This is a genomic window from Pseudomonas sp. SM4 (genome assembly GCF_051913165.1).
Lineage (GTDB): Bacteria > Pseudomonadota > Gammaproteobacteria > Pseudomonadales > Pseudomonadaceae > Aquipseudomonas.
In genome coordinates this window covers 186,967-205,817 of the sequence record NZ_JBODOE010000009.1, presented here as the reverse complement: position 1 = coordinate 205,817, position 18,851 = coordinate 186,967, and the positions used below count along the sequence as shown (strand labels likewise).

The window sequence follows — 18,851 nt, the reverse complement described above, 5'->3', positions numbered from 1 at the left end:
ACGCTCCGCGTCCCTTCAAAGCCGAACGCGGAGCGTCCGTTGAGGCATTCCCACGCAGAGCGTGGGAACGATCAGCGTAACGGGCTGATACCCTAACTAAAAATTTCAACCGCGAGGACCCATGGCCTTCCCCAGCCGCCACTCTCTCTTCCCCTTCCTGACCTGGCTACCGCGGCAAACCCGCGCCAGCGTCGGACGGGATCTGATCGTCGGCCTCAGCGGCGCAATTCTCGCGTTACCCCAGTCGATTGCCTACGCACTGATCGCCGGCCTCCCACCCGAATACGGCCTCTACGCAGCGATCATTCCAGTGTTGATCGCCTGCCTGTGGGGCTCATCGTGGCACCTGATCTGCGGCCCGACAGCGGCCATTTCCATCGTGCTGTTCGCCAGCGTCAGCCCATTGGCCGTGCCGGCGTCCCAGGACTACATCACGCTGATCCTGCTGCTGACCTTGCTCGCGGGGATTTTCCAATGGCTGCTCGGCCTGCTGCGCTTCGGTGCGCTGGTGAATTTCGTCTCACATTCGGTGGTGCTCGGTTTCACCCTCGGCGCGGCGGTGGTGATCGCCATCGGGCAATTGCCGAACCTGCTGGGGCTGGAGTTGCCGGCCAAAGCCACGGCGCTGGCGAGTTTGATGGATCTGTTGCAACACCTCAGGGCTGTGGATAAACCGTCGTTAGTTCTGGGCGTAGCCACGGTGGTGGTCGGCGTAGTGCTGAAACAACTGCTGCCGCGCTGGCCGACGCTGCTGATCACATTGGTGCTGGCCAGTCTGCTGGTGTGGCTGTGGCCGGCGATGTTCGGCCATGTGCATCTGGTCAGCGCGTTTGTCGGGCGCTTGCCGCCGTTCAGTGGCTTGCCGCTGGATCTGGACTTGATCCTGCGCTTGCTGCCCAGCGCTGTGGCGGTGGGCATGCTCGGTTTGGTCACCAGCCTGTCGATCGCGCGCTCGATTTCGGCACGCTCGCAGCAGTTGCTCGATGCCAATCAGGAAGTTCGCGCGCAGGGTTTATCGAATATCGTCGGGGCGTTCTTTTCCGGGTCGCTGTCAGCCGGATCGTTTACCCGTTCTGGGTTGAGCTACGAGGCGGGCGCCTGCTCGCCATTGGCCGGGATCTTTTCAGCGATCTGGGTGGCGTTGTTTGCGATTTTCGGCGCCGGGCTGATTTCGCACATTCCCATTCCGGCGATGGCCGGCAGCATTCTGCTGATCGCCTGGGGCCTGGTCGATCATCGCGGCATTCGCGCGTTGCTGCGGGTCAGCCGTGCCGAGTTCGTGGTCATGGCGCTGACTTGCCTGGCGACGTTGCTGCTGGAATTGCAGACGGCGATTTATGCCGGGGTGTTGGCGTCGCTGTTCTTCTATCTCAAGCGCACCTCGCAACCGCGCGTGCAGCATTGGCGCGACGGCGAGGACGATGTGTTGCGGGTTGGCGGCTCGATCTTTTTCGGCGCCAGCCATTACCTGCAAGTGCGCCTGCAACGGATGCACGGCGCGCGGGTGGTGATCGAGGCGCAGCAGATCAACTTCATCGATTATTCGGGGGTGGAGATGCTGCATCAGGAGGCGCGACGCTTGCTCAGCCAGAGTCGCAGTTTGACCTTGCGCCGGGCGCGACCGCAGGTGGTGGAGGAATTGCGCAAGCTGGAAGGGCCGGAGAAATGTCCGATCCGGTTTGAGGATTGATCTGATAGCACCGCATAACCCTGTAGGAGTGAGCCTGCTCGCGATAGCGGAGTGTCAGATAAAACCCTATCAACTGACACTCCGCTATCGCGAGCAGGCTCACTCCTACAAGGATTATTGCGCTAGTTGGCGGCGTAGCTCGGTCAATACTGGCGCGGTGTCGGGGCGCACACCGCGCCACAGGAAGAATGCCTCAGCCGCCTGCTCAGCCAACATCCCCAAACCATCCATCGACACCGCCGCGCCATGCTCGCTGGCCCAGCGGCAGAATGCCGTCGGTTCCTTGCCGTACATCATGTCGTAGCACAGGGTTTTGCCCGGCTCGATCAGGCTGGGCGCAATCGGCGGTACATCACCGGTCAGGCTCGCCGACGTCGCATTGATGATCACGTCCACCGGCTCACGCAACCAGTCAAACCCGCTCGCCGACACAGGCCCCAGATCGCAGAACAACTCGGCCAGCAACTCAGCCTTGTCCACCGTGCGATTGGCGATGATCACCGATGCCGGTTGCTCCGCCAGCAACGGCTCCAGCGCGCCACGCACGGCACCGCCCGCACCGAGCAGCAAAATGCGTTTGCCGGTCAGGCTGAACCCGGCGTTTACCGTCAGATCCCGCACCAGTCCGGCGCCGTCAGTGTTGTCGCCGAGCAATGAACCGTCGGCGAGTTTGCTCAAGGTGTTCACCGCGCCAGCACGTTCTGCTCGGGCGGTGAGGCTGTTGGCCAGACGGTAGGCGTCTTCCTTGAACGGCACGGTGACGTTAGCGCCGCGACCTTCCTGGAAAAATCCCGTGGCGCAGCCAATGAAATCGTCGAGCGGCGCCAGCAGGGTGCTGTAGTCGAGGCTTTGCCCGGTCTGTTCAGCGAAGAGCTTGTGAATCATCGGCGATTTGCTGTGGCCGATCGGGTTACCGAAAACGACGTAACGATCCATCAGAAATCCTCAGGCCTCGGCCAACCAGTCGCGGTCTTGCAGGAAGTACTCGGTCAGGCGCGCTTCTTCGCTGCCCGGCTCGGCTTTCCAGTCGTAGCCCCAGCGCACTTGCGGTGGCAGCGACATCAGGATCGATTCGGTACGCCCGCCCGATTGCAGGCCGAACAACGTGCCACGGTCGTACACCAGGTTGAATTCAACGTAACGGCCACGGCGGAATTCCTGAAATTCACGCTGCTGCGCGGTGAACGCAGCGTTTTTGCGGCGCTGCACGATCGGCAGATAAGCATCGATGTAGGCGTCGCCGATCGCGCGCATGAAAGCGAAGCTTGTGTCGAAGTCCCACTCGTTCAGGTCATCGAAGAACAGCCCGCCGATGCCGCGCGGTTCGTGGCGATGCTTGATGTGGAAGTAGGTGTCGCACCAGGCTTTGTAGCGCGGGTAGACGTCCGTGCCGAACGGCGCGCAGGCCTGTTCGGCGACGCGATGCCAGTGGATGCAGTCTTCTTCGTTGCCGTAATACGGAGTCAGGTCGAAGCCGCCGCCGAACCACCAGACCGGCTCCTCACCTTCTTTCTCGGCGATGAAAAAGCGCACGTTAGCGTGAGACGTCGGCACATGCGGGTTGTGCGGGTGGATCACCAGCGACACGCCGAGGGCTTCAAAACCGCGACCGGCCAATTCCGGGCGATGGGCGCTGGCGGACGGCGGCAGACCGCTGCCGAAGACGTGGGAGAAGTTGACGCCGCCCTTTTCGATCAGCGTGCCGTTCTCGATCACGCGGGTGCGACCGCCACCGCCAGCCGGCCGGGTCCAGGCGTCTTCGACGAAGCGCGTGCCGCCGTCTTCGCTTTCGAGGGCGGCGCAGATGCGGTCTTGCAGGTCGAGCAGATAGGCCTTTACGGCGTCGGTGCGGGTCGTCATGGCTTCACCTTGAATCGGGCGGCGCCCCGCAGGCGGGCGACGCAAATGGGCGCGTAGCATACCACCGCAGAACAGCGCGCCGCAGTTGACGAAGATCAAGCATGGGAGTTGGATAGGGGGCTCACGAAAGACCCAAGGAGAGCAGGCAGATGGCAAAGCGTATCCAGTTCCGCGCCCACGGCGGCCCCGAAGTGCTCGAATTTGTTGACTACGAACCCGCCGCGCCCGGCCCCAACCAAGTGCGCGTGGTCAACAAGGCGATCGGCCTGAATTTCATCGACACCTATTTCCGCAGCGGTCTGTATGCGCCACCAGCGTTGCCGTCCGGCCTCGGCGCCGAAGGTGCAGGCGTGGTTGATGCCGTCGGCAGTGGCGTTACCCGTTTCAAGGTCGGTGATCGCGTGGCGTACGGCAGTGGGCCGTTGGGCGCTTACAGCGAGTTTCACGTGTTGCCTCAGGACAATCTGGTGAAGCTACCGGATGAAATCAGTTTCGAAACGGCGGCCGGAGTGATGCTCAAGGGCCTCACCGTGCAGTACCTGCTGCGCCAGACCTATGAGCTGAAGGGTGGCGAAACCATTTTGTTCCACGCCGCAGCCGGTGGTGTCGGTTCGCTGGCCTGCCAATGGGCCAAGGCCCTGGGCGTGAAGCTGATCGGTACCGTCAGCTCGAAAGAAAAAGCTGAACTGGCCAAGGCCAACGGCGCTTGGGCGACCATCGATTACAGCCACGAGAACGTCGCCGAACGCGTGCTGGCGCTGACCGATGGCAAGAAGGTCCCGGTGGTGTACGACGGTGTGGGCAAAGACACGTGGCTGACGTCGCTGGACAGCGTTGCACCGCGCGGTCTGGTGGTGAGTTTTGGTAATGCGTCAGGTGCGGTGGACGGGGTGAACCTGGGGATTCTTTCGGCGAAAGGCTCGCTGTACGTGACCCGACCGACGTTGGCGACTTACGCCAATAACGCCGAGAACTTGCAGCGGATGGCCGATGAGCTGTTTGAGATGATCATCAGTGGCAAGTTGAAGGTGGATATCAGTCAGCGTTATTCACTGGCTGAGGCGGCCAAAGCCCAGACCGAGTTGTCGGCTCGCCGCACCACAGGTTCGACCATTCTGTTGCCTTGAGGACGTCATCGCTGGCAAGCCAGCTCCCACAAGAATCTTCGGTGGACATAGATTTTATGTACAACGCCGAACCTGTGGGAGCTGGCTTGCCAGCGATGGGAGCAACTCGGTTCTAAGCCGGGCGCACGATATTGCCCGTGGCCAGATCGCGAATCGGGCTCGGGTTCTTGCGCCCACCCAATTCCCCGCCCAGCACCAGATCAATCTGCCCCCGGAAATACTGCTCGACGCGCAACCGCGTGCGCGCTGCCGGACGTCCTTGCGGGTTGGCCGAGGTCGAAATCAGCGGCCCGACCATCGAGCACAGATCACGCACCTGCGGATGATCGCTGACCCGCAGCGCCACCGTGTCGTGCACACCTGTCACCCATTCCGGCAGCAGGCATTGGTGCGGCACCAGCCAGGTGTTCGGCCCCGGCCAGGTGCTGGCCATGCGATCGAGCCATTCTTGCGGGAAGTCTTCGAACAGGAAGTCGAACTGGCGAATGTTGTCGGCGACCAGAATCAGGCCCTTGTCGACCGAGCGATTCTTGATCGCCAGCAGCCGATCCACCGCTTCTTCATTCCACGGGTCGCAACCCAGCCCCCAGACGGCTTCGGTTGGATAGGCAATCACCGCCCCGGCGCGAATCTCTCGTGCGGCTTGTTGCACACGCCAACTGTTGACCATGAAAAAACTCTCCACAAACAGGTTTCGCGCAGTTTACCGATCTTCCTTGTAAAACCTAGCTCACCCGCGCAAACCAGCGGCCGTTTTCACTCACCGCGCGGCCGTCCATTTCCAGTTCGGTCAGCGCTGCCAGCACTTTCGGTAACGCCCAGCCGCTGCTGTCGGCCAGACCTTCGCTGGTGTGCGGCGCGGCGTGCAGCAACATAAGCAGTGGATGATCGACTTGCGGCGTGTCGGCGGACAGCGGCAAACGCTGCCAGCCGCGCAGCGCTTCGAGGATGTGCTCGATAGTTTCCACCAGCACCGCGCCATCGCGAATCAACTGGTGACAGCCCCGTGCGCCGGGGTGATGGATCGAGCCGGGAATCGCGTAAACCTCGCGCCCCTGTTCTGCCGCCAGCCTTGCCGTGATCAAAGAACCGCTGGCGACGCTGGCCTCGACCACCAGCACACCGAGGGACAAACCGCTGATGATCCGGTTGCGCCGGGGAAAGTTGCTCGCGGTCGGCCCGGCATCCAGCGGAAACTCCGAAAGCACCGCGCTGCCGGACGCAATCATCGCGTCGGCCAAGCGTCGATTGCGCTGTGGATAAAAGTTTTCCAGCCCGGTGCCGAGTACCCCGACGGTCAGCCCACCGACATCCAGTGCGGCTTGATGCGCAGCGGCATCAATACCCAGTGCCAGACCACTGGTGATGACAAAACCAGCCCCGGCCAAGCTGCGGGAAAACGCCGCTGCGGTGTCCATTCCCGGACGCGAAGCGCGGCGACTGCCGACCATCGCCAGTTGCGGTTTTTCGAGAATCAGCGGATCACCGGCGACAAACAGCAACGGTGGCGGATCCGGAATTTGCGCCAGCAGCGCCGGGTAATCTGCCTGATCCCACATCAGCAAATGATGCTCCGGCCGCTCTAGCCAGCGCATTGCGTGGCTGGCGCCATCGCGCACCTCGGGACTACGGCGCGCTTCGGCACTCGACGTTGGCAAGCCCAACGAGCGCCAGGCACTGGCCGGTGCGCTGATGGCTTTCGAAGCCGAGCCAAAGGCTTCGAGCAATTTTGTAAAACGCTTGGGGCCGATGTCCGGCAAGCGGTGCAGGCGCAGACGCGCTTCCAGTTCCGCCGGCGAAACCGACGTGCAGACAGACAGCATGATTGGATCATCCTTGATCGTTATAAGCCCCGAACCATTCGGAACAAGCTGTGGATAACTCTGTTGGTAACTTGTGAAGCAAGCTTACGGATTTCGCACCTTGTCGAGCACCGCCAGCGAGCGCGATGCGTTAAGGACGAGGCCGTAACTGAGTTTGTCGTAGGTACGGAACACCATCAGCAACCCGGCACGTTCGTCGGGAATTTTCAGCGGTTGGCCGGTGATGCGGTCGCGCACGGTTTCGCCGGTTTTCATCACCTCCAGTACGTTGCCTTCGACCAGCCCGTCGCGTTTTCCCTTGTTCAGGGTGACCACGTCCATCACGCCGATCTGGGTGACGCCGCGTGGTACGTCAATGATCACGCCGTTGATGCTGGTGGTCGGCGCGCTGGGCATGAAGGTCGAGTTGATTGAGCGCTCTTCACCGCTGAACAAGCGGTCGCCGAGGCGCACTTCCTGCGTGGTGCGTTGCAGGGCGAGGGTGGCAACGTCGCCTTCGGTCGCGACGATTTCACCGCCGCCGATGTCGTCGGCATTGATGCCGAGAAACTCCTTGGTCTGCGGATCGGTGTAGACCTTGCCCTGGCGGAAGATGCCGTAGACCGGTTGATTCGGGTCGAAATGGCCGCGCGCGTAAATACGGTCGCCGGTGCCGCTGAGCACTCGTTCGGCATCGCCGGCGACGATGTACGGCGCCTTGTCGAAATCTTCGGCCTTGTCGACGATGCGGTTGCTCAGCAGAAAACTGTTGATCGATTTCAGTGGGATGCTCGGAATCGCCTCGGCCACCGGGCTGGTGCGAATCCGTGGCGACAGTTTGATGGTGCCGCGCGACTCGCCGCGATTGAGCGTCAGACGCGGCTGGCCATTGACGTAGCTGAGCGTCAGCGTGTCGCCGGGATAGATCAGGTTGGGGTTTTCAATCTGCGGATTAGCCCGCCACAACTGTGGCCATTGCCAGGGCTCGCGCAGGTATTTGCCGGAAATGTCCCAGAGTGTGTCACCCGTAACCACTGTGTATTGCTGTGGAAAACCATCCCTGAGCTGCACTTGCCCTTGCGCTACGCCGGCCGAAGCCAGCAACAGCAGGGCGAGTAGTGTTTTCCTCATGCAGTGAATCCCTTTATCATGTGCGTTCGCGTGAACCGTCAGAGCCCCCGTGGCTCGCTTGTGCAAAATGCACAAGCTACGCTTCACAACGGTAGCCTGCATCTTCGGACCTGCCAGGCCATCGCCCGACTTTACTCAACACGTGCAGCAATCAGCCTATGGCCATTTTAGACATCCTCGAATTCCCGGACCCGCGTCTGCGCACTATCGCCAAACCTGTGGCTGTAGTGGACGACGAAGTGCGTCAGTTGGTCGATGACATGTTTGAAACAATGTATGAAGCGCCGGGCATCGGCCTAGCCGCGACCCAGGTCAACGTGCACAAACGTATCGTCGTGATGGACCTTTCCGAAGACCGTACCGAGCCCCGGGTGTTCATCAACCCCGAGTTCGAATCGCTGACCGAAGAAATGGAGCAATACCAGGAAGGCTGCCTGTCGGTACCGGGTTTCTACGAAAACGTCGACCGCCCGCAGAAGGTCAAGATCAAGGCGCTGGACCGCGACGGCAAGCCCTATGAACTGATCGCCGAAGGCCTGCTCGCGGTGTGCATCCAACACGAATGCGACCACCTCAACGGCAAATTGTTCGTCGATTACCTGTCCACGCTCAAACGCGACCGGATCAAGAAGAAACTGGAAAAGCAGCACCGCCAGAACGCTTGATGCCCCTCTTCAAAGGCTTGCTGCGGCAAGCCTTTTTCTTTTTATGAGACTCCCTTCATGACTGAGCCACTGCGCATCGTTTTTGCCGGTACCCCGGAATTTGCCGCCGAACACCTCAAGGCCCTGCTGAACAGCCCTTACGAGATCGTTGCGGTCTACACCCAACCGGATCGTCCGGCCGGTCGCGGGCAAAAACTGATGCCGAGCCCGGTCAAACAGCTCGCGCTGGAAAATAATATCCAGGTGTTGCAGCCTCCGACGTTGCGCAACGCTGACGCTCAAGCCGAACTGGCCGCGTTGAAGCCGGACTTGCTGGTGGTGGTCGCCTACGGCCTGATCCTGCCGCAAGTGGTCTTGGATATTCCGCGCCTCGGTTGCATCAACAGTCACGCCTCGTTGCTGCCACGCTGGCGCGGTGCGGCGCCGATCCAGCGCGCCGTCGAACACGGTGATGCCGAGAGCGGCGTGACCGTGATGCGCATGGAAGCCGGCCTCGACACCGGGCCGATGCTGCTCAAGGTCGTCACGCCGATCACGGGCGAAGACACTGGCGGCTCCTTGCATGATCGCCTCGCCGAGATGGGCCCACCAGCCGTGGTGCAAGCGATTGCCGGTCTGGCCGCAGGCACGCTGGCAGGCGAAGTGCAGAACGACGAGCTCGCCACCTACGCGCACAAATTGAACAAAGATGAAGCACGCATCGACTGGAGCCGTCCGGCAGTTGAGCTGGAGCGACTGGTACGCGCCTTCAACCCATGGCCGATCACCCACAGCACCCTCAACGGTGAAGCATTGAAAGTGCTGGCGGCGACACTCGCCGACGGTAAAGGCGCGCCGGGTGAAATCCTCAGCGCCAGCAAGGACGGCCTGGTCGTCGCCTGCGGCGAACAAGCGCTGTGCCTGACCCGCCTGCAATTGCCCGGCGGCAAAGCACTGAATTTCAGCGACCTGTTCAACAGCCGTCGCGAGAAGTTCGCTGTCGGCACGGTGCTCGGCGCAGCGGTGGACGCGCAATGAACCCGCGTCTGGCCGCCGCCAAGGCACTCGCCGCCGTGCTCAGCGGCAAAGCCTCGCTGAACAGCTCTCTGCCGACACAACTGGACAAGGTCGAGGATCGCGATCGCGGTTTTACCCAGGATTTGGCGTTCGGCACCGCGCGCTGGCAGCCACGCCTGTCGGCACTGGCGGAAAAACTTCTGCAGAAACCGTTCAAGGCTGCCGACGCCGATGTCGAGGCGTTGCTGCTGGTCGGTCTCTACCAATTGCTTTACACCCGCGTGCCGGCCCACGCCGCCATCGGCGAAACCGTCGGTTGCGCCGACAAACTGAAAAAGCCCTGGGCCAAAGGTCTGCTCAACGCTGTGTTGCGTAACGCTCAGCGCGAAAGCGAAACGATTTTTGCCGAGCTTGAGCGCGATCCAGTGGTGCGCACCGCTCATCCGCGCTGGCTGCAAAAATCCCTGAAAGCTTTTTGGCCGGAACAGTGGGAAGCCATCTGTGAGGCGAACAACGCGCATCCGCCGATGATCCTGCGCGTTAATCGTCGCCACCACAGCCGCGACGCTTACCTCGGTCTGCTGACTGAGGCCGCCATTGCTGCGACACCGTGCGTGTACAGCCGCGACGGCATCATTCTCGAAGCCGCCGCCGACGTGCGCAGCCTGCCGGGTTTCGCCGAAGGCTGGATCAGCGTGCAGGACGAAGCCGCGCAACTGGCCGCCGACCTGCTCGACCTGGCGCCGGGCCAACGCGTGCTCGACGCCTGCTGCGCGCCGGGCGGCAAGACCTGCCACATCCTCGAAGCCGAACCGGCGCTGGCCGGCGTGGTCGCGGTGGATCTGGAAGCCAAGCGTCTGGTGCGCGTGAAGGAAAACCTTGAACGCCTCGGCCTCAACGCCGAACTGATCGCCGCCGACGGTCGCGACACCGAGAAATGGTGGGACGGCAAACCATTCCAGCGCATTCTGCTCGACGCGCCATGCTCGGCCACCGGCGTGATCCGCCGCCATCCGGACATCAAGCTGACCCGTCAGCCCGACGACATCGCCGCCCTCGCGCAACTGCAAGGCGAACTGCTCGACGCCATGTGGAAGACCCTCGAAGTCGGCGGCATTCTGCTGTACGCCACCTGCTCGACGCTGCCGACCGAGAACACCGAAGTCATCGCCGCGTTCCTTGAGCGTACGCCGGGCGCCCGCGAACTGGATCTGGCCACCACGGCCGGGATCAAGCAGCCCCATGGTCGCCAATTGCTGGCCCAGCAGGGCGGGCATGACGGTTTCTACTACGCCAAGCTGATCAAGATCGCTGCCGCGCGCGGCTAAACGGATTCAATGGAGTGACTGGATGAAAATCATCATCCTCGGTGCGGGACAGGTCGGCGGTTCGCTGGCCGAGCATTTGGCCAGCGAGGCCAACGACATTACCGTCGTCGACACCGACGGCGAACGCCTGCGCGACCTCGGCGACCGCCTCGACATCCGCACCATCCAGGGCCGTGGCTCGCTGCCTTCGGTATTGCGCCAGGCCGGCGCGGATGATGCCGACATGCTGGTGGCCGTGACCAACAGCGACGAAACCAACATGGTCGCCTGCCAGGTCGCTCACACGCTGTTCCACACCCCGACGAAAATCGCCCGGGTGCGCGAAGCGTCCTACCTGAACCGCGAAGAGCAACTGTTCCAGAACGAAGCGATTCCGGTCGACGTGCTGATCAGCCCCGAGCAAGTGGTGACCAACTACATCAAGCGCCTGATCGAGTATCCGGGTGCGTTGCAGGTCATCGACTTCGCCGAGGGCCAGGCGCAACTGGTGGCGGTGCGCGCGTATTACGGCGGGCCGCTGGTCGGTCAGCAACTGCGGCAGTTGCGTGAGCACATGCCGAATGTCGAAACCCGCGTGGCGGCGATCTTCCGCCGCGACCGGCCGATCCTGCCGCAGGGCGACACGGTGATCGAGGCCGACGACGAAGTCTTCTTCATCGCCGCCCGTGAGAATATTCGCGCGGTGATGAGCGAAATGCGCCGCCTCGACGAAACCTACAAACGCATCGTCATTGCTGGCGGCGGGCAGATCGGTGAGCGCCTGGCCGAGGCCATCGAAAGCCGTTATCAGGTGAAAATCATCGAGATGAACCCGGCGCGCTGCCGCTACCTCTCCGACACCCTGGACAGCACCGTGGTGTTGCAGGGCAGCGCGTCCGACCGCGATTTGCTGCTGGAAGAGAACATCGCCGACGCCGATATCTTTCTCGCCCTGACCAACGATGACGAAGCCAACATCATGTCGTCGCTGCTGGCGAAACGGCTGGGGGCGAAGAAGGTCATGACGATCATCAACAACCCGGCCTACGTCGACTTGATTCAGGGCGGCGACATCGACATCGCCATCAGCCCGCAACTGGCGACCATCGGCACGCTGCTGGCCCACGTGCGCCGTGGCGATATCGTCAGCGTGCACTCATTGCGCCGCGGTGCGGCGGAAGCCATCGAGGCAATTGCCCACGGTGATGCGAAGTCGAGCAAAGTGATTGGTAAACCGATCGAGAAAATCGGCCTGCCGCCGGGCACCACGATTGGCGCGGTAATCCGCAACGAACAAGTGATCATCGCCCACGACCACACGGTGATCGAAGCGGGCGACCATGTGATTCTGTTCCTTGTGGATAAAAAGCATATTCGTGATGTGGAGAAGCTGTTTCATGTGGGGTTGAGCTTCTTCTGATCCGGAACTTTCTGTGTCTGTTATGGCCTCATCGCTGGCAAGCTAGCTCCCACAGGGATCTTCGGTGTACATCACATTTGTGAACAACCCAAAACCCTGTGGGAGCTGGCTTGCCAGCGATGGCGGCGCCACAAATCTCCCCTGACACACCCGAGAAGGAATCCACCAATGCTCGAATCCCTGGAAAAAATGCTCGCCAAGGGTGTGGATAACTCTCTGCTGCGCTTCGGCCTTGGCAAGGGCTATCTGGATCTGGGCGAAAACGCCAAGGCTGCCGAGCATTTCCAGCGCTGCGTCGGCTTTGATCCGAAGTATTCAGCCGCGTGGAAACTGTTGGGCAAGGCGCAACTGGCGCTGGGCGACACTGCCGCCGCACGTCAGGCGTGGGAACAAGGTCTGGAAGCGGCGCGCGCGCATGGCGACAAGCAGGCCGAGAAGGAAATGACTGTGTTTCTGAAGAAACTCGATCGTCAGACGCAGTAACGTTCTACAAGTAGCGCAAGCCGATGCCTTCGGCGTCGACCGTTACCACTTCCATTCGCACCCGTGGCGCGCCTGTGGGTAAATCCTGCACCTGGCCATAGACGACCGCGCCTTTGGGCAACGACGCCAGGCTCGGATGCTGCACATAGACCCCGGTTGGCGACAGATTGCGGGTTTGCCCGAGGCATTCGCCGAGGCTGTCGTGGGTGATTTTGATGCGGAAGGATTTGCGGTGTTCGGACATCTTGGTGCGCCCTTTTTGAACGGGTTGTGGATAACTGAAAGAGAAAGATCAAAAGATCGTCCGATCGCGGCCCGAACCTGCGGCAGCTCCTACAGGTTATCCACAGAGTGTGCCAACTTTTTCAGTACCAGCGATCTTCGCCCGGTGGACGCTTTTTGAAGCGTTTCATGCTCCACATGTACTGGCTCGGATAGGCGGCGACATAGCGCTCGACGACTTTGCTCATTGCTGCGCAGGATTCGGCGGTATCGGTGCTGTACATGGCTTCCGGCGCGGCTTCGAGGATCACTTTGTAGCCGGAACCGTCGGGCAGGCGCAGCGCATGCAGGAACACACCGATGGCTTTGCCACCGGCCAACATGTTTGGCACGAACTTGCTGGTCAGCGCCTGCGTGGCGAAGAACGGCACGAAGATCCCGGCGGATTCGGCCGGTTCCGGGTCAGCGGGGATGCCCACTGCACCACCTTTGCGCACTTCCTTGATGACGCTGAGGATGCCTTCCTTGGTGGAGGCGGCGACCTTGTTGCCCAGTTGCACGCGCTGTTTACGCAACAATTCATCCACAGCCTTGAGCTTTGGCGGGCGGTAGAAAATGATCGGTTTGCACTGGCTGCAATAGAAGTGGTTGAGCACTTCCCAGTTGCCGAGGTGGCTGGTGATGCCGACCACGCCTTTGCCCGAGGCCAAGGCGTCTTTCAACACATCAAGGCCTTCGACTTCGCGCACCAGATCAATCGAGCGCTGCGCCGGCCAGATCCACGCGCAGGCGCTTTCGGTCAGCGACTTGCCGATGTCTTTCAGGCTCTGCCCGACCAATCGTTCACGCTCGGCCGGATCCATCTGTGGAAAACATTTGGCGAGGTTGATCCGCACCACGTCGCGGGAGCGGTTGGGGGTTTTCCACATGATCCAGCCAATCGCCGAACCCACGGCCTGCACGGCCCGCCATGGCAGCAGGGCAAACAGCCGCAGAGCGCCTACCAGCAAGGCGCCTTTAAACTTTTCCACAGGTCACTCCTGATCTTGTGCGGTGCGCGAGGCGGCCATTCTAACCGCCGTTGGCGAGCTGCGCGTAGCGGTCGCAATCCTGGGTGTGGTCCATGACCATCCCCGAGGCCTGCATCAGCGCGTAGCAAATGGTCGGGCCGACGAACGTGAACCCGGCCTTTTTCAGGGCTTTGCTCATCGCCAGCGCTTCGGCGGTGATCGCCGGGACTTCGCTGCGATCCTTGAAATGATTGATGATCGGTTGGTCGTTGACGAACGACCAGAGGAAGGCCACCGGATCCTCCAGCGCCAGCCAGGCCTGGGCATTACGCCGGGCGGCATTGAGTTTGAGGCGGTTGCGGATGATCCCCGGATCGAGCATCAATTCGTCGATTTCGGCGTCGCTCATTTGCGCCACGCGCTGTACGTCAAAGCCGAACAACACCTCGCGATAACGCTCGCGTTTGCGCAGCACGGTGATCCAGGACAGGCCAGCCTGGAACCCTTCGAGCAAAAGCAACTCGAACAAACCCTGCGCATCGCGTAGCGGCGTGCCCCACTCCTGGTCGTGATAAGCCATGTACAGCGGATCTTCGGTACACCAAAAGCAGCGTGGCATAAGGCTCCAGGGGGCGTGCGCAGCAATGAATCGGGTATACTCCCGCTCTTTAAATCGCAGCCCAAGAAACAGGTGAATTTCGTGAGCCAGCCTACGCCAGCCGTGCGTACCTTCCAAGACTTGATCCTCGCGCTCCAGCAATACTGGGCCGAGCAAGGTTGCGTGGTACTTCAGCCCTACGATATGGAAGTAGGCGCCGGCACTTTCCACACCGCGACCTTCCTCCGTGCCATCGGCCCGGAAACCTGGAACGCCGCTTACGTGCAGCCAAGCCGCCGTCCGACTGACGGCCGTTACGGCGAAAACCCGAACCGTCTGCAGCACTACTATCAGTTCCAGGTCGTGCTCAAGCCGAACCCGGACAACTTCCAGGAACTGTACCTGGGCTCCCTCAAGCATGTCGGCCTGGACCCACTGGTCCACGACATTCGCTTCGTCGAAGACAACTGGGAATCGCCGACCCTCGGCGCCTGGGGTCTGGGCTGGGAAGTCTGGCTGAACGGCATGGAAGTGACTCAGTTCACTTACTTCCAGCAGGCGGGCGGCATCGAGTGCTACCCGGTGACCGGCGAGATCACTTACGGTCTCGAGCGTCTGGCCATGTACCTGCAAGGCGTGGATTCGGTCTACGACCTGGTCTGGGCTGACGGCCCGATGGGCAAAGTCACCTACGGCGACGTGTTCCACCAGAACGAAGTGGAGCAGTCCACTTACAACTTCGAACACGCCAACGTCGACAAACTGTTCGAACTGTTCGACTTCTATGAAAGCGAAGCCAAGCGCCTGATCGAACTCGACCAGCCGCTGCCGTTGCCGAGCTACGAAATGGTGTTGAAGGCGTCGCACACCTTCAACCTGCTGGATGCGCGCCGGGCGATCTCGGTGACCGCGCGTCAGCAATACATTCTGCGCGTACGCACCCTGGCGCGTTCCGTTGCGCAAGCCTACCTGCTGGCGCGCGCCAAGCTGGGCTTCCCGATGGCGACCCCGGATCTGCGTGACGAAGTACTGGCCAAGCTGGAGGCAGCACAATGAGTGCGCAAGATTTTCTGGTTGAACTGGGCACCGAAGAACTGCCACCGAAAGCCCTGAACACCTTGGCTGACGCGTTCCTCGCCGGTATCGACAAGGGCCTGCAAGCCGCCGGCCTGAGCTATGAGACTAAAACCGTCTACGCCGCGCCGCGTCGTCTGGCTGTGCTGATCACCGCGCTGGCTACTCAGCAACCGGATCGCAGCATCAACCTCGACGGCCCGCCACGTCAGGCGGCGTTCGACGCTGAAGGCAATCCGACTCAGGCAGCGTTGGGTTTCGCCAAGAAATGCGGCGTTGATCTGAGCGAAATCGATCAGAGCGGCCCGAAACTGCGTTACAGCCAGAGCATCGCCGGCAAGCCGACCGCGAGCCTGCTGCCGACCATCGTCGAAGATTCGCTGAACGACCTGCCGATCCCGAAACGCATGCGTTGGGGTGCGCGCAAGGAAGAGTTCGTGCGTCCGACCCAGTGGCTGGTGATGCTGCTCGGTGACCAGGTCATCGACTGCACCATCCTCGCGCAGAAGGCCGGCCGTGACTCCCGTGGTCACCGTTTCCATCACCCGGAAAGCGTGCGCATCGGTTCGCCGTCGAGCTACCTCGCCGACCTGCGTGCCGCTTACGTGCTGGCCGACGCCAACGAGCGTCGCGAGATCATCAGCAAGCGCACCGAAGAGCTGGCCACCCGTCAGGAAGGCACGGCAATCGTTCCGCCGGCACTGCTCGACGAAGTGACCGCGCTGGTTGAATGGCCGGTGCCGCTGGTGTGCTCGTTCGAGGAACGCTTCCTCGACGTGCCGCAAGAAGCGCTGATCACCACCATGCAGGACAACCAGAAGTACTTCTGCCTGCTGGATGCCGACGGCAAGTTGCTGCCACGTTTCATTACCGTGGCCAACATCGAAAGCAAAGACCCGCAGCAGATCATCGCCGGTAACGAGAAAGTGGTTCGCCCACGCCTGACCGACGCCGAGTTCTTCTTCAAGCAAGACAAGAAGCAGAAACTTGAAGCCTTCAACGATCGCCTGCAGAACGTGGTGTTCCAGGAAAAACTCGGCAGCGTCTACGACAAGGCCGAGCGCGTATCTAAACTGGCTGCGTACATCGCCGCACGCATTGGCGGCAACGCTTCGTGGGCTGCTCGCGCTGGCCTGCTGTCGAAGTGCGACCTGGCCACCGAAATGGTTGGCGAGTTCCCGGAGATGCAAGGTGTCGCCGGTTACTACTACGCCCTCAATGACGGCGAGCCGGAAGACGTCGCGCTGGCGCTGAACGAGCAATACATGCCACGCGGTGCCGGTGCTGAACTGCCAGCCACCCTGACCGGTGCGGCCGTCGCCATCGCTGACAAGCTCGACACCCTGGTCGGTATCTTCGGTATCGGCATGCTGCCAACCGGTAGCAAAGACCCGTACGCCCTGCGCCGTGCGGCACTCGGCGTGCTGCGTATCCTCATCGAGAAGAAACTCGACCTCGACCTGAACGACGCCGTCGCATTCGCGGTGAATGCGTTCGGTGCCAAGGTCAAGGCTGCCGGCCTCAACGAGTCCGTGCTGGAATTCATCTTCGACCGTCTGCGTGCGCGTTATGAAGACGAAGGCGTTGAAGTCGCTACTTACCTGTCAGTACGTGCCTTGAAGCCGGGTTCGGCGCTGGACTTCGATCAGCGTGTGCAAGCGGTTCAGGCATTCCGCAAACTGCCGGAAGCGGCAGCGCTGGCGGCGGTGAACAAGCGTGTATCGAACCTGTTGAGCAAACTCGAAGGCGCGGTACCGACCGAAGTCCAAGCCAAGTACTTCGACAACGCCAACGAGTTCTCGCTGTACTCGGCGATCCAGCAAGCGGATCAGGCCGTACAGCCGATGGCTGCGGCGCGTCAGTACAACGAATCGCTGGCACGCCTGGCGGCATTGCGTGAGCCGGTGGATGCGTTCTTTGACGCGGTAATGGTCAATGCCGACGACGCCAATGTGCGGGCCAACCGCTACGCGCTGCTGGCGCGTCTGCGTGGTCTGTTCCTCGGCGTTGCCGACATTTCGCTGCTGGGTTGAGGGATTGTTGTTGAAACTGCTGATTCTCGATCGGGACGGAGTGATCAATTACGACTCCGACGCTTACATCAAGTCGGTGGCGGAGTGGATTCCGTTGCCCGGCTCGATCGAAGCGATTGCGCAGTTGAGCAAGGCCGGCTGGACGGTGGCGGTGGCCACCAACCAGTCGGGCATCGCTCGCGGCTATTACGATCTCGCCACCCTCGATGCCATGCACGCGCGCTTGCGTGAGCTGGTCGCGGAGCAGGGCGGTGAGGTCGGGCTGATCGTGTATTGCCCGCATGGGCCGGACGAAGGCTGCGATTGCCGCAAGCCGAAACCGGGGATGTTGAAAACCATCGCGGCGCATTACGACGTTGAGTTGACGAATGTCTGGTTCGTCGGCGACAGCCTTGGTGACCTGGAGGCGGCCAAAGCCGTCGATTCACAGCCAGTTTTGGTAAAGACCGGAAAAGGCGCAAAGACTCAGGGCAAAACCCTGCCGGTTGGCACTCTGATTTTTGACGATCTGGCGGCGATTGCCGCAGAACTTATCCACAACTAGAGTACTTCTGAAGTTCCTGACCAGGGATTGATCGGGAGTGCGCTTGAACACTCGGGCATTGCCCCGTCACGGTAAACGTCACTATGTCGATACTGCGGGCCATCAGGATTTTTCTCTTTTACCTGCTGCTGGGCACCACCTCCCTGCTGTGGTGCAGTTTGAGTTTTTTCATCGCGCCGTTTCTGCCGTTCAAGGCGCGTTATCGTTTTATCAACGTGTACTGGTGTCGTTGCGCCTTGTGGTTGACCAAGGTGTTTCTCGGTATCCGTTACGAAATCAAAGGCGCGGAAAACGTGCCTGACCGGCCCTGCGTGATTCAATCGAACCACCAGAGCACCTGGGAGACGTTCTTTCTCTCCGCTTATTTCTCGCCGCTGAGCCAAGTGCTCAAACGCGAACTGCTGTACGTGCCGTTTTTCGGCTGGGCAATGGCCATGTTGCGGCCGATCGCGATTGACCGCGATAACCCGAAAGCGGCGCTGAAACAAGTCGCGGCCAAAGGTGATGAGCTGCTGAAGGACAACGTTTGGGTGCTGATCTTTCCGGAAGGCACTCGGGTGCCGTTTGGCACTGTCGGCAAGTTCTCGCGCAGTGGTAGCGCTTTGGCGGTGAATGCGGCGCTTCCGGTGCTGCCGATTGCACACAATGCCGGCAAATTCTGGCCGAAAATCGGCTGGGGCAAGAAGTCCGGCGTGATCACCGTAGTCATCGGTGAACCGATGTACGCCGAAGGTACAGGACCGCGCGCCATCGCCGAGCTGAACGACCGGGTGCAAGCCTGGAACGAGAAGACTCAACGCGAAATGGGCTCACTGCCACCGGCCCCGCAGGCACCGGCCGCCAATGATCAGATCGCTGTCTGAGATTTTGTGGATAACCTGTGTACGGT

The 18,851-nt window shown here is 61.2% G+C and carries 19 protein-coding genes; 11 read left to right on the top strand and 8 right to left on the bottom strand.

Annotated elements, in window-relative coordinates:
* Nucleotides 1–121 precede the first annotated feature (121 nt).
* Nucleotides 122–1,690, top strand: coding sequence for a SulP family inorganic anion transporter (locus ACQ4MY_RS18430; protein ID WP_008084340.1), 1,569 nt, complete (start codon nucleotides 122–124; stop codon nucleotides 1,688–1,690).
* A 114-nt stretch (nucleotides 1,691–1,804) separates the two neighbouring features.
* Here the strand turns inward: ACQ4MY_RS18430 and aroE are convergent, their stop codons facing one another.
* Both aroE and hemF read right to left on the bottom strand, forming a co-directional pair.
* Nucleotides 1,805–2,626: a shikimate dehydrogenase gene (gene aroE / locus ACQ4MY_RS18425; protein WP_440096053.1), complete on the bottom strand. Its 822-nt coding sequence runs from the start codon at nucleotides 2,624–2,626 to the stop codon at nucleotides 1,805–1,807.
* Nucleotides 2,627–2,635: 9 nt separating this feature from the next.
* Nucleotides 2,636–3,550 (bottom strand): oxygen-dependent coproporphyrinogen oxidase, encoded by a 915-nt coding sequence (gene hemF / locus ACQ4MY_RS18420; RefSeq protein WP_053125461.1) that lies wholly within the window; start codon nucleotides 3,548–3,550, stop codon nucleotides 2,636–2,638.
* Between the two features lie 149 nt (nucleotides 3,551–3,699).
* Here hemF and ACQ4MY_RS18415 point away from each other — a divergent pair, with 149 nt between their 5' ends.
* Nucleotides 3,700–4,677 (top strand): quinone oxidoreductase family protein, encoded by a 978-nt coding sequence (locus ACQ4MY_RS18415; RefSeq protein WP_440096052.1) that lies wholly within the window; start codon nucleotides 3,700–3,702, stop codon nucleotides 4,675–4,677.
* 112 nt (nucleotides 4,678–4,789) lie between these two features.
* On the opposite strand, the gene ACQ4MY_RS18410 is transcribed toward ACQ4MY_RS18415, so the two are convergent.
* The 3 genes from ACQ4MY_RS18410 to ACQ4MY_RS18400 form a co-directional block, all read right to left on the bottom strand.
* Nucleotides 4,790–5,347 (bottom strand): L-threonylcarbamoyladenylate synthase, encoded by a 558-nt coding sequence (locus tag ACQ4MY_RS18410; protein ID WP_440096051.1) that lies wholly within the window; start codon nucleotides 5,345–5,347, stop codon nucleotides 4,790–4,792.
* Between the two features lie 55 nt (nucleotides 5,348–5,402).
* Complete coding sequence (dprA, locus tag ACQ4MY_RS18405) at nucleotides 5,403–6,500, bottom strand: DNA-processing protein DprA (protein ID WP_440096050.1); 1,098 nt, start codon at nucleotides 6,498–6,500, stop codon at nucleotides 5,403–5,405.
* 84 nt (nucleotides 6,501–6,584) lie between these two features.
* The gene (locus ACQ4MY_RS18400) at nucleotides 6,585–7,610 is read right to left on the bottom strand and encodes a LysM peptidoglycan-binding domain-containing protein (protein WP_158830509.1); all 1,026 of its coding nucleotides are present in this window, start codon (nucleotides 7,608–7,610) and stop codon (nucleotides 6,585–6,587) included.
* A gap of 158 nt (nucleotides 7,611–7,768) precedes the next feature.
* Between ACQ4MY_RS18400 and def the strand changes: the two genes are divergently transcribed.
* The 5 genes from def (at nucleotide 7,769) to ACQ4MY_RS18375 (ending at nucleotide 12,481) form a co-directional block, all read left to right on the top strand.
* Complete coding sequence (def, locus tag ACQ4MY_RS18395) at nucleotides 7,769–8,275, top strand: peptide deformylase (protein WP_008084349.1); 507 nt, start codon at nucleotides 7,769–7,771, stop codon at nucleotides 8,273–8,275.
* 57 nt (nucleotides 8,276–8,332) lie between these two features.
* The gene (fmt, locus tag ACQ4MY_RS18390) at nucleotides 8,333–9,292 is read left to right on the top strand and encodes a methionyl-tRNA formyltransferase (protein ID WP_440096049.1); all 960 of its coding nucleotides are present in this window, start codon (nucleotides 8,333–8,335) and stop codon (nucleotides 9,290–9,292) included.
* Nucleotides 9,289–10,599, top strand: a complete 1,311-nt coding sequence (gene rsmB, locus ACQ4MY_RS18385) for a 16S rRNA (cytosine(967)-C(5))-methyltransferase RsmB (RefSeq protein ID WP_440096048.1) — start codon at nucleotides 9,289–9,291, stop codon at nucleotides 10,597–10,599. The genes fmt and rsmB overlap by 4 nt, the downstream gene beginning before the upstream one ends.
* 22 nt (nucleotides 10,600–10,621) lie before the next feature.
* The gene (trkA, locus tag ACQ4MY_RS18380; protein WP_008084356.1) at nucleotides 10,622–11,998 is read left to right on the top strand and encodes a Trk system potassium transporter TrkA; all 1,377 of its coding nucleotides are present in this window, start codon (nucleotides 10,622–10,624) and stop codon (nucleotides 11,996–11,998) included.
* A gap of 168 nt (nucleotides 11,999–12,166) precedes the next feature.
* Entirely contained in the window at nucleotides 12,167–12,481 is a 315-nt protein-coding gene (locus tag ACQ4MY_RS18375; protein WP_440096047.1) for a tetratricopeptide repeat protein, read from the top strand.
* Nucleotides 12,482–12,485: 4 nt separating this feature from the next.
* Here the strand turns inward: ACQ4MY_RS18375 and ACQ4MY_RS18370 are convergent, their stop codons facing one another.
* From ACQ4MY_RS18370 to ACQ4MY_RS18360, 3 genes are all read right to left on the bottom strand, one after another.
* A complete protein-coding gene (locus ACQ4MY_RS18370) occupies nucleotides 12,486–12,725 on the bottom strand; it encodes a PilZ domain-containing protein (RefSeq protein WP_158830514.1) in 240 nt (79 codons plus the stop codon).
* A gap of 121 nt (nucleotides 12,726–12,846) precedes the next feature.
* Entirely contained in the window at nucleotides 12,847–13,734 is an 888-nt protein-coding gene (locus tag ACQ4MY_RS18365) for a lysophospholipid acyltransferase (protein WP_440096046.1), read from the bottom strand.
* A 40-nt stretch (nucleotides 13,735–13,774) separates the two neighbouring features.
* Nucleotides 13,775–14,332: a DNA-3-methyladenine glycosylase I gene (locus tag ACQ4MY_RS18360; protein WP_008084360.1), complete on the bottom strand. Its 558-nt coding sequence runs from the start codon at nucleotides 14,330–14,332 to the stop codon at nucleotides 13,775–13,777.
* Nucleotides 14,333–14,413: 81 nt separating this feature from the next.
* Between ACQ4MY_RS18360 and glyQ the strand changes: the two genes are divergently transcribed.
* From glyQ to ACQ4MY_RS18340, 4 genes are all read left to right on the top strand, one after another.
* Entirely contained in the window at nucleotides 14,414–15,367 is a 954-nt protein-coding gene (gene glyQ / locus ACQ4MY_RS18355) for a glycine--tRNA ligase subunit alpha (RefSeq protein ID WP_025112261.1), read from the top strand.
* Nucleotides 15,364–17,418, top strand: a complete 2,055-nt coding sequence (gene glyS, locus ACQ4MY_RS18350) for a glycine--tRNA ligase subunit beta (protein WP_440096045.1) — start codon at nucleotides 15,364–15,366, stop codon at nucleotides 17,416–17,418. The genes glyQ and glyS overlap by 4 nt, the downstream gene beginning before the upstream one ends.
* A gap of 4 nt (nucleotides 17,419–17,422) precedes the next feature.
* Complete coding sequence (gene gmhB, locus ACQ4MY_RS18345; RefSeq protein ID WP_174245032.1) at nucleotides 17,423–17,962, top strand: D-glycero-beta-D-manno-heptose 1,7-bisphosphate 7-phosphatase; 540 nt, start codon at nucleotides 17,423–17,425, stop codon at nucleotides 17,960–17,962.
* Between the two features lie 83 nt (nucleotides 17,963–18,045).
* Nucleotides 18,046–18,825, top strand: a complete 780-nt coding sequence (locus ACQ4MY_RS18340) for a lysophospholipid acyltransferase family protein (protein ID WP_008084363.1) — start codon at nucleotides 18,046–18,048, stop codon at nucleotides 18,823–18,825.
* The last annotated feature ends 26 nt before the right edge of the window (nucleotides 18,826–18,851 follow it).

What these genes read in the sequence shown, in the direction of transcription:
- ACQ4MY_RS18430 (WP_008084340.1), top strand. Translation starts at nt 122, where the DNA reads ATGGCCTTCCCCAGCCGCCACTCTCTCTTCCCCTTCCTGACCTGGCTA.
- aroE (WP_440096053.1), bottom strand. Translation starts at nt 2,626, where the DNA reads ATGGATCGTTACGTCGTTTTCGGTAACCCGATCGGCCACAGCAAATCG.
- hemF (WP_053125461.1), bottom strand. Translation starts at nt 3,550, where the DNA reads ATGACGACCCGCACCGACGCCGTAAAGGCCTATCTGCTCGACCTGCAA.
- ACQ4MY_RS18415 (WP_440096052.1), top strand. Translation starts at nt 3,700, where the DNA reads ATGGCAAAGCGTATCCAGTTCCGCGCCCACGGCGGCCCCGAAGTGCTC.
- ACQ4MY_RS18410 (WP_440096051.1), bottom strand. Translation starts at nt 5,347, where the DNA reads ATGGTCAACAGTTGGCGTGTGCAACAAGCCGCACGAGAGATTCGCGCC.
- dprA (WP_440096050.1), bottom strand. Translation starts at nt 6,500, where the DNA reads ATGCTGTCTGTCTGCACGTCGGTTTCGCCGGCGGAACTGGAAGCGCGT.
- ACQ4MY_RS18400 (WP_158830509.1), bottom strand. Translation starts at nt 7,610, where the DNA reads ATGAGGAAAACACTACTCGCCCTGCTGTTGCTGGCTTCGGCCGGCGTA.
- def (WP_008084349.1), top strand. Translation starts at nt 7,769, where the DNA reads ATGGCCATTTTAGACATCCTCGAATTCCCGGACCCGCGTCTGCGCACT.
- fmt (WP_440096049.1), top strand. Translation starts at nt 8,333, where the DNA reads ATGACTGAGCCACTGCGCATCGTTTTTGCCGGTACCCCGGAATTTGCC.
- rsmB (WP_440096048.1), top strand. Translation starts at nt 9,289, where the DNA reads ATGAACCCGCGTCTGGCCGCCGCCAAGGCACTCGCCGCCGTGCTCAGC.
- trkA (WP_008084356.1), top strand. Translation starts at nt 10,622, where the DNA reads ATGAAAATCATCATCCTCGGTGCGGGACAGGTCGGCGGTTCGCTGGCC.
- ACQ4MY_RS18375 (WP_440096047.1), top strand. Translation starts at nt 12,167, where the DNA reads ATGCTCGAATCCCTGGAAAAAATGCTCGCCAAGGGTGTGGATAACTCT.
- ACQ4MY_RS18370 (WP_158830514.1), bottom strand. Translation starts at nt 12,725, where the DNA reads ATGTCCGAACACCGCAAATCCTTCCGCATCAAAATCACCCACGACAGC.
- ACQ4MY_RS18360 (WP_008084360.1), bottom strand. Translation starts at nt 14,332, where the DNA reads ATGCCACGCTGCTTTTGGTGTACCGAAGATCCGCTGTACATGGCTTAT.
- glyS (WP_440096045.1), top strand. Translation starts at nt 15,364, where the DNA reads ATGAGTGCGCAAGATTTTCTGGTTGAACTGGGCACCGAAGAACTGCCA.
- ACQ4MY_RS18340 (WP_008084363.1), top strand. Translation starts at nt 18,046, where the DNA reads ATGTCGATACTGCGGGCCATCAGGATTTTTCTCTTTTACCTGCTGCTG.